This window comes from Streptomyces sp. NPDC002055 (genome assembly GCF_040296705.1).
Taxonomy (GTDB): domain Bacteria; phylum Actinomycetota; class Actinomycetes; order Streptomycetales; family Streptomycetaceae; genus Streptomyces.
In genome coordinates, this window is record NZ_JBEOXS010000038.1 from 1 (window position 1) to 14,449 (window position 14,449).

Annotated in this window: 9 protein-coding genes and 1 pseudogene; 2 read left to right on the top strand and 8 right to left on the bottom strand. The window is 75.1% G+C overall.

What is annotated here, in order from left to right:
• Nucleotides 1-351: 351 nt before the first annotated feature.
• From ABT112_RS22860 to ABT112_RS22890, 7 genes and pseudogenes are all read right to left on the bottom strand, one after another.
• On the bottom strand, nt 352-1,149 hold the full coding sequence (locus tag ABT112_RS22860) for a DUF72 domain-containing protein (protein WP_351512371.1): 798 nt from the start codon (nt 1,147-1,149) through the stop codon (nt 352-354).
• Nucleotides 1,150-1,228: 79 nt separating this feature from the next.
• Nucleotides 1,229-1,801 (bottom strand): DUF1990 domain-containing protein, encoded by a 573-nt coding sequence (locus ABT112_RS22865; protein ID WP_351512373.1) that lies wholly within the window; start codon nt 1,799-1,801, stop codon nt 1,229-1,231.
• Nucleotides 1,802-2,238: 437 nt separating this feature from the next.
• The gene (locus tag ABT112_RS22870) at nt 2,239-3,372 is read right to left on the bottom strand and encodes an FUSC family protein (RefSeq protein WP_351512375.1); all 1,134 of its coding nucleotides are present in this window, start codon (nt 3,370-3,372) and stop codon (nt 2,239-2,241) included.
• A 418-nt stretch (nt 3,373-3,790) separates the two neighbouring features.
• Nucleotides 3,791-4,516 (bottom strand): VOC family protein, encoded by a 726-nt coding sequence (locus tag ABT112_RS22875; RefSeq protein ID WP_351512479.1) that lies wholly within the window; start codon nt 4,514-4,516, stop codon nt 3,791-3,793.
• Between the two features lie 195 nt (nt 4,517-4,711).
• Nucleotides 4,712-6,268, bottom strand: a complete 1,557-nt coding sequence (locus tag ABT112_RS22880; protein WP_351512377.1) for an FAD-dependent oxidoreductase — start codon at nt 6,266-6,268, stop codon at nt 4,712-4,714.
• A 947-nt stretch (nt 6,269-7,215) separates the two neighbouring features.
• A pseudogene (locus ABT112_RS22885) lies at nt 7,216-7,980 on the bottom strand (crotonase/enoyl-CoA hydratase family protein).
• Entirely contained in the window at nt 7,977-9,623 is a 1,647-nt protein-coding gene (locus ABT112_RS22890; RefSeq protein WP_351512378.1) for an acyl-CoA dehydrogenase family protein, read from the bottom strand. Before ABT112_RS22890 ends, ABT112_RS22885 begins: the two are co-directional and overlap by 4 nt.
• 118 nt (nt 9,624-9,741) lie before the next feature.
• Here ABT112_RS22890 and ABT112_RS22895 point away from each other — a divergent pair, with 118 nt between their 5' ends.
• The gene (locus ABT112_RS22895) at nt 9,742-10,485 is read left to right on the top strand and encodes a PaaX family transcriptional regulator C-terminal domain-containing protein (RefSeq protein WP_351512380.1); all 744 of its coding nucleotides are present in this window, start codon (nt 9,742-9,744) and stop codon (nt 10,483-10,485) included.
• A 72-nt stretch (nt 10,486-10,557) separates the two neighbouring features.
• On the opposite strand, the gene ABT112_RS22900 is transcribed toward ABT112_RS22895, so the two are convergent.
• A complete protein-coding gene (locus ABT112_RS22900) occupies nt 10,558-12,348 on the bottom strand; it encodes a hypothetical protein (RefSeq protein WP_351512382.1) in 1,791 nt (596 codons plus the stop codon).
• Between the two features lie 609 nt (nt 12,349-12,957).
• Between ABT112_RS22900 and ABT112_RS22905 the strand changes: the two genes are divergently transcribed.
• Nucleotides 12,958-14,163: an acyl-CoA dehydrogenase family protein gene (locus tag ABT112_RS22905; protein WP_351512383.1), complete on the top strand. Its 1,206-nt coding sequence runs from the start codon at nt 12,958-12,960 to the stop codon at nt 14,161-14,163.
• Nucleotides 14,164-14,449: the final 286 nt, after the last annotated feature.

Consider the following 14,449-nt stretch of genomic DNA (forward strand, 5'->3'; position numbering starts at 1 on the left):
GTCCGGGCGGCTGCTGAACGGCGACGCGGCGATCGGCGAACTGGTCAACCGCGGCCGCAGCCCCTTCGAGGGCTACTGGCGGAACCCGGCGGCCGGCGTCCCGTGCCCGGCGTCCCGGCGCCCGTCCGAGCCCGGCGAGACCCGGCTGCGCCCGGCACCCGGCCGCCCCCGGTGCCGTCCGTCCGGTACGGCTGAGCCCGTGTGCCCCGGACGTCACCCACGCCACAGGGGCGCGCCGTGGGCCCCGCGGGTCGGGCGGACGGCACCGGGGCGGGTGCGCCCGGACCGCGTGCCGCGTCCGGCGGAGCGTCCTCGGCCCCGTACGACCGCAGGTATATCCCGCGCCCGCGATCAGTGCGCGGAGCCGCGCCCGGACGGTGCCCGGGAGAGGGCCCGCGGCGGCGTCCGGCTGACCGCGCAGCCGTGCCGGGACGCCGCCGCGGCGAAGGTCACCGCGTCCCGGACGGCGGCACCGTCCGTGTCGTTGTTGAAGTAGACGAAGACATCGGCGTCCGCGGGCCAGGTGTCGGAGATCCGCCGCCCCCAGGCCGCCAGCGCCTGCCGTCCGTAGCGCGGCCACGGCTCGGCACGGCCCCCGTGCAGGCGCAGATAGCCCCACCCCGTGGTGCGCCAGAGCGGTGTCACCGGCCGGGACTCGCGGTCCGCCCAGCACAGCGCGGCGCCGTGCCGCTCCAGGATCCGGCGGACCTCCGCCGTCCACCACGACGGGTGCCGCGGCTCGACCGCCACCCGGGTGCCGCCCGGGAAGCAGCCCAGACAGGCGTCCAGCGCCCCGGCGTCCGCCCGCAGCGTGGGCGGCAGTTGGAGCAGCACCGGGCCCAGCCGCGGACCGAGCCCCGCGGCGTGCTCCATCAGCCGCCGCACCGGCTCCTCGGGGTCGCGCAGCCGCTTGACGTGGGTCAGATAGCGGCTCGCCTTGACGGCCATGACGAACCCCTGCGGGGTCCGGTCCCGCCAGGCGGCGAAGGTGTCCTCGGCCGGCAGCCGGTAGAAGGCGCTGTTGCTCTCGACCGTCGCGAACCGCCGGGCGTACTCCTCCAGCCACAGCCGCTGCGGCAGACCGGGCGGGTACAGGACGTCGCGCCAGTCCCGGTACTGCCAGCCGGACGTGCCGACGAGAACGGTCATGCCCGATGCCTGCCCGGCGCGGCGCCCGCCCTATCAGGAGCCGGGGCCGTGCGGGATCAGGAGCCGGGAGCCGCGCCGGTCAGCGGCTGTTCACCGCGGCCACGACCGCGCGCAGATAGCTCCTGGCGGCGGCGTGCTGCACCAGCCGGGTCAGCGGGCCTCCCCAGCGGGTGTACCAGGTGCCCGGCCGGGAGAACGCCGCCACCTCGAACCACACGGCGTCCTCCGCGTCGAGCACGACGGTGAACGACTCCTCCCCGCACTCCGGATGACCGGACAGCGTCCCGTAGGCGAAACCGGCGCGGCGCTCCTCGTGGAGCGTCCACACGACACGGCACGGGATCACCAGACGCGGGAAGCGCAGCCCGGGGACGCGGATCGTGATCAGCACCGTCTCCCCGGACTCGGCCGGATCACCGGGATACACATCGAAGCCGGAGCCGCGCTGCGCGGCCCAGCCCAGGACGTGCGCCCCGGCCCGTTCGAAGAGCTCCCGGCCCTCCCCGAGGCGGACGCGGTGGTGCAGCCGGGAGTACCCCGAGGGGAACGGCCCGTCCAGGGTGGCCCCGTGCTCGGGGTACGTCAGCCGCTGCTCGCACGCGCTGCTGTGCTGTCGACGCAGGTCCGCAGGCATGGCCCCCATCTCAGGCATGGCCCCAATCTACGGAGCGCCGGGGCACCCCGGTCGCCGGGGTCCCGGCACGGGTTCCCGCCCGGTCCGGGCCGGGCCGCGTGCGGGCGGGTTCGATCCGGGCCGGTCACCTGTTCAGGCCGGGCAGCGGTTGAGGCCGGCCGGCGGTTGAGGCCGGACACCTGCCCGGGCCGGCCTCCGGACCCCGAGATCTCCGTCCGGCCCTGGGAAAGCCACGGTGCCCGTTCCTCGTCCGGCACAGGGACATCCAGCCCGGACATCATCCGGAGTCCTGATCCATGACCCGGTCACTGTTCGCTCTCCCAGGTGAAGCCGTGCCAGGCCGCCTGTCGCGAGGCAGGCAGCCGTCCAGCTCCGGGCCTCTCCGGGCCGCCCCGGGCCGGAGCTGGACGGCTGCCCCGGCCCGGGGCGTCCGGATCGGCGTCCGGCCGCGGCCCTCAGCGGGCCGCCGCCCCCACCGCCGCCCCCACCGCCTCCACCGGCGTCACCTCCGCCGACTCCGGGACCAGGTCGAACAGCAACTGCAGGGCGAGCGCGCACAGCTGGGTCTGGGCGAGATGACGGTTCGGAGCTTCCTCCCCGTCCACGCCGTACGTCTCCATGGCCAGCGTCCGCACCGAGCGGTAGCAGGCCCACGCCTCCTCCAGCTGCTCCTCCGACGGGCCCTGCCCCGACCGGCCGCACTCGGCGGCCAGGCCGGCGAGCAGGTCGAGGAGATCGCCGAACTCCTCCCGGAAGCCGGTGCTCAGCAGCGACGGGTCGGAACCGGCACCGCCGCGCCGCGCCTCCCGCGTCAGCACCCGCGCCTGTTCACCCGCCGCGTACAGCGAGTCGAGCACCGTGTGGGCGGGCAGCGGCGGATGCTGCCGGGCCAGCCGTGACCGGGCGTTGAACCGGTGGCTCTCGGCGGCCGTCAGCTGGGCGTCGGCGACGTGCAGGGTGGTGCGGTGCACGGCGAGCAGCCGCTCCGTGCGGTGCGCCGAGCCGTACAGCGCGCCCTCCCGGATCTCGGCCGCCGTGTCGCGCAGCAGCTCGGCGGTGCGCAGCCCCAGGCGGTAGGCGGCCTCCCCGGCCTCGGCCCGGCGGAGCGGCGGCGGCAGCACGACGTTGACGACGATGCCCATGGTCACGCCGATGACCACATCGGCGAGCCGGGGCAGGGCGTACGACGCGGGCGCGGTACCGCCGACCAGCAGGACGAACAACGCGGTGAACGGCACTTGAAGGCCCTGGCCCGCCAGCTTGCGCCAGGTCCCCAGCAGCAGCGCCGCCGGGACGACGACGAGGATCCCCCACAGACCCTGGCCGAAGAGCAGCGACACCGGGACCGCGAGCAGCACGCCCAGCAGGAAGCCGACGGCGAACCGCCCGGCCTCGCGCATCGAGCTGAGCACGGTCGGATAGACGCCCACCAGCGCGGCGAGCGGTGCGAAGTAGGGCTGGTCGTGCCCGGGCAGAAGCAGAGCCAGCCACCACGCGCCACCCGCGGCGACGGTTGCCTTGGCGAGCAGCTGGATGTCGGGCGCGGACTGCCTCGGCTCTGCGAGGGCCCGGATCAAGCGGTCGAGCATGTGGTGTCGGCTTACCCCTCGTGGTTCTGCGGATAACGTTCCGGCCGGTGCTCCGTGCGGACACCGCGGGCGGGCGGATGCGTGCCGCCGCTCGGTGCCGGCCTTCGGATGTCCCCCTGGGGATTCCCCCTGCCGGGAGGCCGCGACGATGTCGGCGGCGAACTCGGTTCACGGACGGTTCAGTTGACTGATCGGCCCGGGCGTCTGCGGCCCGGACGGGACGAGTGCCCTCAGGCGCCGCCCCGTACGACAACGAACCGCGCCTCATCATTCCGCTGAAACCGTAACAAAAAAGGGCGAACGGAATCGGAGCCGGAAGTGAACGGGAGGCGACCCCGGTCTCCCGGCCGCCACGGCCGGCGGGGAGCCCCGACGGACGAGGTGGAGCGCGTTTCAAGGGGGCAAGGTGGAACGTGTTTCAGTGGGCGAGGTGGAACAGGCCGCCCTCGGGATCCCGCAGCTCCGCGATCCGGCCGAAGTGCGCGTCGGAGGGTGGCGAGACGACCGTCCCTCCCGCGGCGAGCGCCCGGTCCGCCGCGGCGTCGACGTCCTCCACACAGAAGTAGACGTGCCACTGCGGCCGGATGTTCGGGTCGGGGGCGTCCTCGACGCCGCCGCCCCGGAGGTCGGCCACGGTGCGGCCGCCGATCCGCAGCACCACCCGGTCGTCCTCGTACCGGACGTCGATGCGGGAGTCCTCCGGCCGGTCCCAGTCGAACACCTCGCCGTAGAAGAGGGCCGACGCGAACGGATCCCGGGTGCGCAGCTCCAGCCAGGCCGGGGCGCCGGCCCGCCGGTTCACCCGCCAGTCCGGGTCGACCTCGCCCTCCCAGACGCCGAACACCGCGTCGGCCGGATCGGCGGCCCACGCCACCCGGCCCTTCCCGAATTCGATCGGCCCCACCGCGACCGTGGCGCTCCGCTCCCGGATCCGCTCCGCCACCAGGTCCGCGCTGTCCACCGCGAAGTACGCCGTCCAGCACACCGGGAACCCCAGGGTGCGGGCCATCGCCCCCAGCCCGGCCACCGGCGTCCCGTGGGCGAGCGCCACGGAGTAGCTGCCCGCGCCCTGGAAGCCGGGCTTGTACTGCCAGCCCAGCACGGAGGAGTAGAACTCCTGGGCGCCGTCCAGGTCGTGGGCCATCAGGCTGACCCAGCAGGGCGCACCCTGCACCGCCGGCGGTGTCGCAGGCACGGCGGTTCACCTCGCTCCCGCGGGAATCCTCTGTCTCCACCCTCCGCCCTCAACGCCGGGAACGCCACCCCCGTCCGCCCGCGTCCCGGTCCCGCCCGCCGCTCAGCGCTCCTCCCGCGCTCCGAGAGCACCCGGCCCCGCCGCTCACTCCCCGAGCTCCCCGGGCTCCCCGGGCTCCCCGAGCTCCCGGGGTTCCAGGGGCCGGACCGCCGGGCCCTCCAGCACCGAGCCGTCGACCGCGAAGCGCGAGCCGTGGCAGGGGCACTCCCAAGCCCGCTCCGCCCCGTTGAACTGCACGAGACAGCCCAGGTGGGTGCAGCGCGCGGACACCGCCGTCGCGGCGCCGGAGGGGTCGCGGTACACGGCGCAGCGCCGCCCGCCCAGCCGCACCACGGCGCCGCTGCCCGGCGGGATGTCCTCGGCCGAGTCGACGGACGAGGTGTGCCGCCGGTCGCCGACGAAGTGCCGGCCCACGGACGCCTGCCGCTGGAGCAGCGTCGCGGCGTCCCGCAGATGCGGCAGCCGCCGCGGGTCGTACAGCTCCGTCCAGCCCGGCCGGGGGCCGCCCGCGATGTGCGCGGCCAGCAGCCGGCCGGACATCACCCCGCCGCTCAGCCCCCAGCCGCCGAAGCCGGTCGCCACATAGAGGTGCTGGGTGCCGGGGTGGAAGTGGCCGACGTACGGCAGCCCGTCGGCGCTGTCGTGGTCCTGCGCCGCCCAGCGATGGGTGATCGCGGCGCCCGGGTAGTGCCGGCGCGTCCAGTCGGCCAACGTTGCGAACCGCTGCTCCGCGTCCCCCGTGCCGGGCTCGAACGACTCACCGGTGACGATCAGCAGCCGGTGCTCGTCGTCCAGCGGGGCGGTGCGCACCGACCGGGTGCGGCGCTCGGGCGTGATGTACATGCCGATGGGGGCGCTCCCGGCGGGCACCGGCGCGGCGACCACCAGCTCGCGGCGAGGCGTCAGCCGGGTGAAGAGCAGGGCGTGGTCGAACACCGGACCGTGCGTGGCCACGACGGCGTCCCGGGCCACGACCGTGGCGCCGTGCTCGGTACCGACCCGGCAGCGCGCCCCGTCGTGCAGCTCCGTCGCCCGGGTCCGCTCGAAGATCAGTCCGCCCCGGTCGACCAGGTCCCGGGCCATCGCGAGAAGGAACTTCCGGGGGTGGAACTGCATCTGGTCCTCCACCCGCACCGCTCCCGCCACGGGGAACGGCAGCTCCGTCGTCGTGACGAACGACGCCGCCAGCCCCGCCTCCCGTGCCGCCTCGGCCTCGGCCCGCAGCTCACCGACCCGCTCCTCCGACTCCAGATACGTGTAGGCGGGGACCCGTTCCAGCTCCGCGTCGGCCCCCAGCTCGGCGCAGATCCGGCCGACGTGCTCGACCCCGTCCTGCTGCGACTCCGCGTACAGCCGGGCGGCCTCCGCCCCCTGCCGCTTGCGCAGCCGCGCGTAGACCAGGGTGTGGAGCGCGGTCAGCTTCGCCGAGGTGTAGCCGGTGACGCCGGAGCCGATCCGGTCGGCCTCCAGGAGGGCCACCCGCTGTCCGGCCCGCTCCAGCTCCCACGCCGTGCACAGCCCGGCGATGCCGCCGCCGATGACGACGGTGTCCACCTCCAGGTCGGCACCCAGCGGCGGGTACCCGGTGTGCTCCGCCGAGACCATCCAGTACGACTCCTGGGCCGGCCGCCGATCCGCCATGGGGTCCGGGTGCCCCGCGCCGGGGCCGGATAACGCGGCGCGGCCGGGTGCCCGGGCCGGAGCGCACGGAGTCCCTGATCAGCGGCGTGCACGCAGCGTGGTCGGCCGCGCCGGAATTGTCGCGCGCGGCGAGCCGATCGTCGCTATTCTGGAAGCTGACGGACAGCCTCTTCAGGGAAGCACCGACACCCTCGGCCCGTCCCGGGATGCGCCATCCACCATGGCCGCACGCCCGGTCGCGTAGTCCGGCGCCACCGCGTCCGAACAGCCCTTTCCTCAGCCCCATCGGGCGTCCGGCGCCCGGTCGAGGTTCCGTCGGCACGTCCGGTTCACCCGACGCGAAGGAGTGTGCGCGGTGACACCTCAGAAGACGAAGCGACATCAGCTCCCCCCGGAGCCTGAGGAGCCTCACAAGCGGATGAAGGAGGTGCGCAACCTCGATGTCTGGGCCAGATCAGCGCCGATCCGGCTGGCAGGCTACGAGGAGGACCCAGCCGAGTCGCACATTCTGCGCGGCATCGACTGATCCCGTCCGCTGACCCGTCCGCTGCACTCGGGGCCCGACCGGAACGACGGCCGGGCCCCGAGCCGCGTACCGGGCCGTAGCGATTCCCGACGAGACGCACCCGCCCTCGGCGGGTCCGCCGGTCCGCACCGGGCCGGCTCCTCGCGGGCCACGGTCACCGCGTGCCCCGTCCGGGCCCGGACGGGGCACGCGGTGCCGGTGCGAGACGCCCTCCGGGCCTTCCGCGGCTGATGGAGCGCAGCCGGGCGGGCGCCCGCCCGACCTTTCGCGCCGGGTGTCACTCGCTCACTGAGCCCGGCCGGCAGTGTCCGCGGGCCGGGCCTGTTGGCCTCAGGGCGGGGCCTTCCGGGGCCTTCAGTGGGAGTTGCGGCGACGACGCGGTCCGGCCCCGCCCCTCACAGACGCGGTCCGGCCCCGCCCCTCACAGCGCGTCGAAGTCGCCGTGCCGCCCCGCGCCCCGGGCGAAGCGCGCCGCACCCTCCAGCCCCTCCGCCAACACGGCCCGGCCGCCGCGCAGTTCGCCGTCCATCGCGGCCTCCTCGCCGAGACCCTCCTGTGCCAGCAGCGAGGCCCGGTCGGCCCGCAGGCACGCCTGCGGGAAGCGGGCGATCTCCGCGGCCAGGGCCTCGGCCTCGGTCCGCGCCAGCCCGGGCGGCACCAGCCGGGTGGCCAGCCCGATGTCGTACGCCTCCCGGGCCGGGACCGGGCGCCCGGTGAGGACGAGGTCCATCGCCCGGGCGGCACCGATGAGCCGCGGCAGCCGGACCGTGCCGCCGTCGATCAGCGGCACGCCCCAGCGGCGGCAGAAGACGCCGAACACCGCGTCCTCCTCCACCACCCGCAGATCGCATCAGAGCGCGAGCTCCAGCCCGCCCGCCACGGCGTGCCCGCTCACCGCGGCGATCACCGGCTTCGTCAGCCGGAGCCGGGTCGGGCCCATCGGCCCGTCCCCGTCCGGCTCCACCCGGTTCCCCGCTTCCGTACCGGCCGCCTTCAGGTCCGCGCCGGAGCAGAACGTCCCGCCCTCGCCCCACAGCACCGCCACCCGCGCCACCGGATCGGCGTCGAACGCCCGGAAGGCGTCCGCCAGTTCGCGGGCCGTCGCGCCGTCCACGGCGTTGCGGGTCGCGGGCCGGGACAGCACCACGGTGGTGACCGGGCCCTGCCGTTCGACGCGGACGCTCACCCGGCGTCCTTCGGCCGGGCGCGCTCCAGGATCGGCGCCAGATCCGTGCCCGCCGGGAGCGTGCCGAACGCGTGGCCCCAGTCCCCGCCGAGCCGGGAGGCGCAGAACGCGTCCGCGACCGCCGGGTCGCTGTACCGGACGAGCAGACTGCCCTGGAGCACCAGCGCCATCCGCTCCGCCAGCCGCCGGGCGTCCAGCTGGGCGCGCGCCGGATCGGCGAGCCCGGGCAGGGCCGCCCGGACCTGGGCCACCGCCGCGTCCAGCCGGCGGTCCGCACCGGCCGCCGCGTCCACCTCCGCCAGCAGGGCGTCCAGCCCGGCCGGCTCCTTGCCGAGCGCCCGCAGCACATCGAGCGCCGCGACATTGCCCGAGCCCTCCCAGATCGACAGCAGCGGCGCCTCGCGGTAGAGCCGCGGCATCCCGGACTCCTCCACGTAGCCGTTGCCGCCCAGGCACTCCAGCGCCTCCGCGGCGTGCGCGCTGCCCCGCTTGCACACCCAGTACTTGCCGACCGCCAGGCCCAGCCGGCGCAGCGCCGCCTCGGACGCGTCCCCGGCCTGGGAACGGTCCAGGGCCGCCGCCAGCCGCATGGCCAGCAGGGTCGCCGCCTCCGACTCCACCGCGAGGTCGGCCAGGACATTGCGCATCAGCGGCTGGTCGGCCAGCTCGGCGCCGAACGCCCGCCGGTGCGCGGTGTGGTGCAGGGCCTGGCGCAGCCCCGCCCGCATGCCCGCCGCCGTGCCGATCACACAGTCCAGCCGGGTCACGTTGACCATCTCGACGATGGTGCGCACCCCGCGGCCCGGCTCCCCGACCGGCCAGGCCACCGCGCCGTCGTACTCGATCTCGGACGAGGCGTTGGAGCGGTTGCCCAGCTTGTCCTTCAGCCGCTGGAGGTGCATGGCGTTCCGGGTGCCGTCGGGCAGCACCCGGGGCAGCAGGAAGCAGGTCAGCCCCTCGGCCGTCTGCGCCAGCACCAGGAACACATCGCTCATCGGGGCGGAGGTGAACCACTTGTGCCCGGTGAGCCGGTAGGTGCCGTCGCCGGCCGGGACCGCCTGCGTGGTGTTGGCCCGTACGTCCGAGCCGCCCTGCTTCTCCGTCATCGACATGCCGGCGATCAGCCCGGACTTCTCCAGCGGCGGCCGCAGCCCGTAGTCGTACCTGCGGGCCGCCAGCAGCGGCTCGTACACCGCGGCCAACTCCGGCTGGGCGCGCAGCGCGGGTACCGCCGCGTACGTCATGGAGACGGGACAGCCGTGGCCCGCCTCGGCCTGCGACCAGACGTAGAACTGGGCGGCGCGGAAGAGATGCGCGCCCGCCCGCGACTCGGTCCAGGGCGCGGCGTGCAGCCCGTTCTCCACGGCGACGGTCATCAGCCGGTGCCAGGCGGGGTGGAACTCGACCTCGTCGATCCGGTGGCCGAACCGGTCGTGGGTGCGCAGCCGCGGCGGGTGTTCCTCGGCGGCCCGCGCCCACTCCTGCACCTCGTCCGAGCCGGCCAGCGCGCCCAGCTCCCGGATCCGCTCCTCGCCCCAGCCCGCTCCGTCGCGCCGCAGCGCCTCCAGTAGGGCGGGGTCGTCGGCCGCGCTGAACGGGGTCAGCGGCGGGGCCTGGTTGAGGACTTCATGGGTGGTGCTCACGGCAACCTCCGGGGAGTGGCGTGGTCGGCTCCTGTCCTGGACGTTACAGTTTCACTGCGCGCGTCGGAAGGATGTAAGACGTCGGAAGCAGGCAAGAGAGAGCGGGGGTGCGCTACGGATGGACGCCACGGGACGCACCGGGCTGCGGCCGCTGACCGCCCGCTCCGTCGTGCTCAGCACCCTGCTCGGCCACCACCCGCCGCTGCTGCCGGCCCGCGCGCTGGTCCGGGTCGGCCGGCTCTTCGGGATCGCGGAGGGCACCGTCCGGGTGGCGCTCTCCCGCATGGTCGCGGCCGGCGACCTCGAACAGCGCGACGGCGGCTACGCGCTGACCGCCCGGCTGCTGCACCGCCAGGCCCGCCAGGACGACGCCCGCAGCCCCCGCACCCGCCCCTGGGACGGTGCCTGGGAGATCGCGGTGGTCACCCCCGAGCCCCGGCCCGCCGCCGAACGCTCGGCGCTGCGTCAGGAGATGTCCGCGCTGCGCCTGGCCGAACTGCGGGAGGGCACCTGGCTGCGCCCCGCCAACCTCCGCCGGTCGCTCCCGCCCTCGGTCACCGGGCCGTGCACCCTGCTCACCGGCCGCCCCGACGACGATCCGGCCGCCCTCGCCGCGTCCCTGTGGGACCTGACGGACTGGGCCGGCCGCGCCCGCGCCCTGCACACCGCGCTGGAACAGGCCCCGGACCCGGCCGGGGAGTTCACCGCGGCCGCCGCGATCCTGCGCCACCTGATGGCGGACCCGCTGCTGCCCGCCGGACTGCTGCCCGCCGACTGGCCGGGCGACGCCCTCCGGGCGCGCTACGAGGTCTTCCACGCGGAGATGCGGGCCCTGCTCCAGGAACACACGGCGACGACCTGACCGCTGCCGCGCCGTGTGGGGATCTCCGGCCGCGGGGCCGGCGGCACGCCGGGCGGACCGCCGGACGGGCGGTCAGCCCGCGGCGACGCCGTCCAGCGACTCCACCCGGCGCTCCAGGGCCTGCACCGCACCGGGCCGGGGGCCGGGCACCGCGCGCCGCATCTCCAGCAGGTGGTGCGCCAGCCCGCGGGCCGCGGCCGGGTCCGCCACCTGCTCCCAGCAGTGGTGCGCGCGGTCCACGGCGGCCACCACGTCCGCCGCCTCCGGGGGCTCGCCCCGCTGCATACGGGCCGAGGCCGCGGCCGTCCAGAGCTCGCAGGACCGGACGAAGTCACCGGCGAGACGGGCGAGATCGGCCCGCACCTCCAGCCAGTGCACGGCCTCCGCGGACGCCGCGCCGTACAGCCGGAGCGCCTGCTGCTCCCAGGCGGCGGCCATCGCCGCCGCCTCACCGTGCCGCCCCTCACGCGCCGCGGCGAGGATCGCCGGGTGCGGGTCGGGATCCGCGGCCGGCCGCGGAGGGTGCTGCACGGGCGCCGGGGCCTGGACCGGGACGCCGGTGCCGGGGCTCGCCGCGCCGCTGCCGGCGCGCGGATACGCGGGTGCGGCCGGTGCCGGGGCGGCGGTGGTGTGAGCCGCGCTCGCCGCCGACGGATGGGCCCCGGTGTGCTGAGGCTGCCGCGGAGCCGACGTGCCGCCGTACGGGGCGGGTTGGGTCGGCGCGGGCTGTGCCGGGACGGGTTGCGTGGGTACGGGCTGGGCGGGCAGGGGCTGGGCCGGTACGGGCTGTGCGGGTACGGGTTGGGCCGGCGCGGACGAGGCATACGCCGCCCCGTGTCCGTCGGTGCCCCGGCCCTGCGCGCCGCCCCGGCCGTCCGGGGCCTGGCCGCTCGCACCCTGGCTGCTCAGGCTCTCCCCGCTCACGCCCTGCCCGCTCACGCTCTGCCCGTTCGGACTCCGGCCGTTCACCCCGGGGTTGCTCCCGGCCGCACCGTCCGTGCCGCCGCCCTGGAGGTATGCCCCGGTGCCCGCGCCCCCGGTGGCCTCCGTGCCGTTGGTGCTTCCCGGGGCCGCGGCGTACCCGGAAGCCGGCCCCGGGCCGTGAGCCACGGAGAACGCCGTGCCGGGGGCCGACGGGGGCGCCGTGGCGGCAGTCGGCGCCGGGAAGGAGCCCGCGGCCCCGTACGCCCCGGCGCCACCGTCCTCACCCAGCATCAGATGCGTGCCGTCGAGGAGCCCGGCCATAGCCGCCGCCCGGCGGTGCAGATCCTCCAGCGGCGGCCGGGACGCGGCGGGCCGCAGGATCTCGGAGACCGCCCGGCTGTACTCGGGGGCGGCGACCGACCGGCGCTCCGGCGGGGGAGCCACGGTGCCGAACAGCCGGACCCCGTCGGCCCGCAGGGCGTCGGGGAACGCCCGGAGGCGGGACCACGCGGCGGTGTCGGCCACCAGATCGGCCAGCAGCGTCGTGCTGCCGGCGGGCCGGTGCTGGAGTTCGGCGGCCAGCCAGTGCCAGGGGAAGCCGGTGTAGCGCACGGTGGTGGCGGTGGTCCGTGCCAGGGCCAGGTGCGGCAGTTGCTGCTTGCGGTCCAGCGTCAGCTGCCCGATGAGGTGGATCAGCAGCGGTCCGGGGAAGGCGGCGGCGGTGCGCAGCCGGGTCAGCACGACCTGGGGGTCGGCCGGGTCCACCAGCTCGACGACGCTGGCTCCGGGCGTGCCGGTGAGCACCCGCGGAGGCACCGCAGCCAGGGCCGGAAGCACGGTGGCAGGGTCCATCAGACGACCCTTGCCGACCGGGGCCGCCGCAATGAGCAGCGCCGCCCCCGGAACCGTTACCGCCGTCTCGTCACCGTTGATCGCCACGCACTCACCGTATCGCCCCCCGGCTCCGTGGCAGCCGGGTCATCCGGGAACGTACGCGGCCGGGTGGTTCGTCGAGGGCTTTGACGACGCTTCGGCCCTCTACGGTCGTTTGTTCCTTGTTCTGGCCGGAATCGGACTGGCGATCGGCGTTTGACGGGCTCATCGCCGTGATTGCGGCGCGCCGCCTTGCGAGTGCGCCCCTTCGGACATCCGGGCGCCTGGATGGCGCGGCTGAAACGCACAGCATCCGGAGCGGACCCGTTCGCCGGTCCGCCCGCACCGGCCGGGACGCCCGGCCCACGGCCCTCGATCGGGTGCCGCGCTCATGGCAATTGCCTGGTGGGCAGGCCAATGGCGTGGTCGCGGCGGCCGGATCGCAACGGTCCTCCCGCGCCCACCCAGAGCCTGATGCTGAATCAAAAGTCTTGCCGCATCGCACAGTTGAGTCACGAAGGCAACACGGAGGGTTTCGGCCAAAGGATATAAATGATCTTGGCTGTCACCGTCGGGTTGTAGACGATGTTGCGGTCGGCGAACCTTGTGCGGGTCGCTGCCGACGAACGACCCCGCGCCCAGAGGGCGCTTGGGGAAGCGCGGAGGAGGCTCGTCGTGGAACGCTTGTTGGCTCATGGCCATCACCAGGATCTGCGCGATCGCGTGCACGCATTCGCGGAACGCGAAGTACGGCCCCGAATAGCCGCGATGGAGGCTTCTCACAGCGTTCCCCATGAGCTCTCGCGGCTCATCGCCCGGCAGGGCTGGATCGGCGTGACCGTCGACGAGGAGTACGGCGGCATGGGCGCCGGGCACCTGGCGAAGACGATCATCATCGAGGAGCTCGCCCGGGTCAGCGGAGCCATGGGCGCCATGGTCCAGGCCTCCCAGCTCGGCACAGCCAAGATCATCCACTATGGCAACGATGTCCAGCGCAAGACCTGGCTGCCCCGCATCGCCGCCGGTGAGTGCCTGCCGACCATCGCCGTGACCGAGCCCCAGTCCGGCGGGCACGTCCTCGGCATGGAGGGCACCGCCGTCCGCGACGGGGACGACTACGTCCTCAACGGCCGCAAGGTGTACGTGGGCAACAGCCACGTCGGGGATCTGCACGGCGTCGTCGTCCGTACCGGCCCCGGCTCACGGGGGCTGTCCGCCTTCCTCGTCGAGACCGGCACCCCGGGGTTCTCGCTGGCGGAGCAGCAGCCCACGCTGGGCCTGCACGGCTTCAGCTTCGGCGAGCTGATCTTCGACAACTGCCGGATCCCCGCCGCGAACCTGCTCGGCGAGGAGGGCGACGGCCTGAACGTCGCCTACTCCTCGAGCATGCTCTACGGCCGGGCGAACCTCGCCGCGGTGTCCCTCGGCATCCACCAGGCGATCCTGGACGAGACCACGGCGTTCTGCCTCCAGCGGGAACGGTACGGCAAGCCGCTGGCCGGCCTCGGCTCCATCAAGCTCAAGCTCGGGCAGATACAGTCCCGTCTGATGACCGCCCGGCTGGCCGCGTACCACGCGGTGGACCTGCTGGACCACGGCGTGCCGTGCGACGCGGAGCTGATGAACGCCAAGCTGGTCAACGTCGAGTACGCGCTGGACTCGGCCCGCAACGCCATGGAGATCCACGCGGCCTGCGGCCTGTACACCGACCGTCCCGTCGAGCGCTATCTGCGGGACGCCTTCCACATCTTCGCCCCGGCCGGGACCTCCGACGTCCAGCTGCTCCGCCTCGGCGAGGTGGCGATGGGCGAGACGAAGGGCGAGTGGTCGGAGTGCCTGTCCGACGTGGTGCGGCTGGACCGGCTGCGGACGACCGCCTGACGCGTGAGGGGGGCTCGGACCCGGCGGGTGTCCAGGTCCTCCTCACGGAAGGCCGAGCGGGACGGCCGTGCACCCTCGGGGCCGGTCCGAACCGGCCAAGGCCGTACCGGACCAAGGTCACGCCGGACCAAGGCCATCCGGGGCAAGGCCGTGCCGGACCAAGGCCATCCGGGGCGACCTCGCCCCGCGATGCCCATGGCTCAGCGGGCGGAAGCGGGGCGGAAGGGATGCAGCGGAAGCCGGAGCCCGTCGAAGTCCTGCTGCCGCGCGGGCCGGCGGGAGCGCG

Coding starts and splice junctions, on each gene's coding strand:
- ABT112_RS22865 (WP_351512373.1), bottom strand. CDS start 1,801: ATGCCTGAGATGGGGGCCATGCCTGCGGACCTGCGTCGACAGCACAGC.
- ABT112_RS22870 (WP_351512375.1), bottom strand. CDS start 3,372: ATGCTCGACCGCTTGATCCGGGCCCTCGCAGAGCCGAGGCAGTCCGCG.
- ABT112_RS22880 (WP_351512377.1), bottom strand. CDS start 6,268: ATGGCGGATCGGCGGCCGGCCCAGGAGTCGTACTGGATGGTCTCGGCG.
- ABT112_RS22875 (WP_351512479.1), bottom strand. CDS start 4,516: ATGGCCCACGACCTGGACGGCGCCCAGGAGTTCTACTCCTCCGTGCTG.
- ABT112_RS22860 (WP_351512371.1), bottom strand. CDS start 1,149: ATGACCGTTCTCGTCGGCACGTCCGGCTGGCAGTACCGGGACTGGCGC.
- ABT112_RS22895 (WP_351512380.1), top strand. CDS start 9,742: ATGGACGCCACGGGACGCACCGGGCTGCGGCCGCTGACCGCCCGCTCC.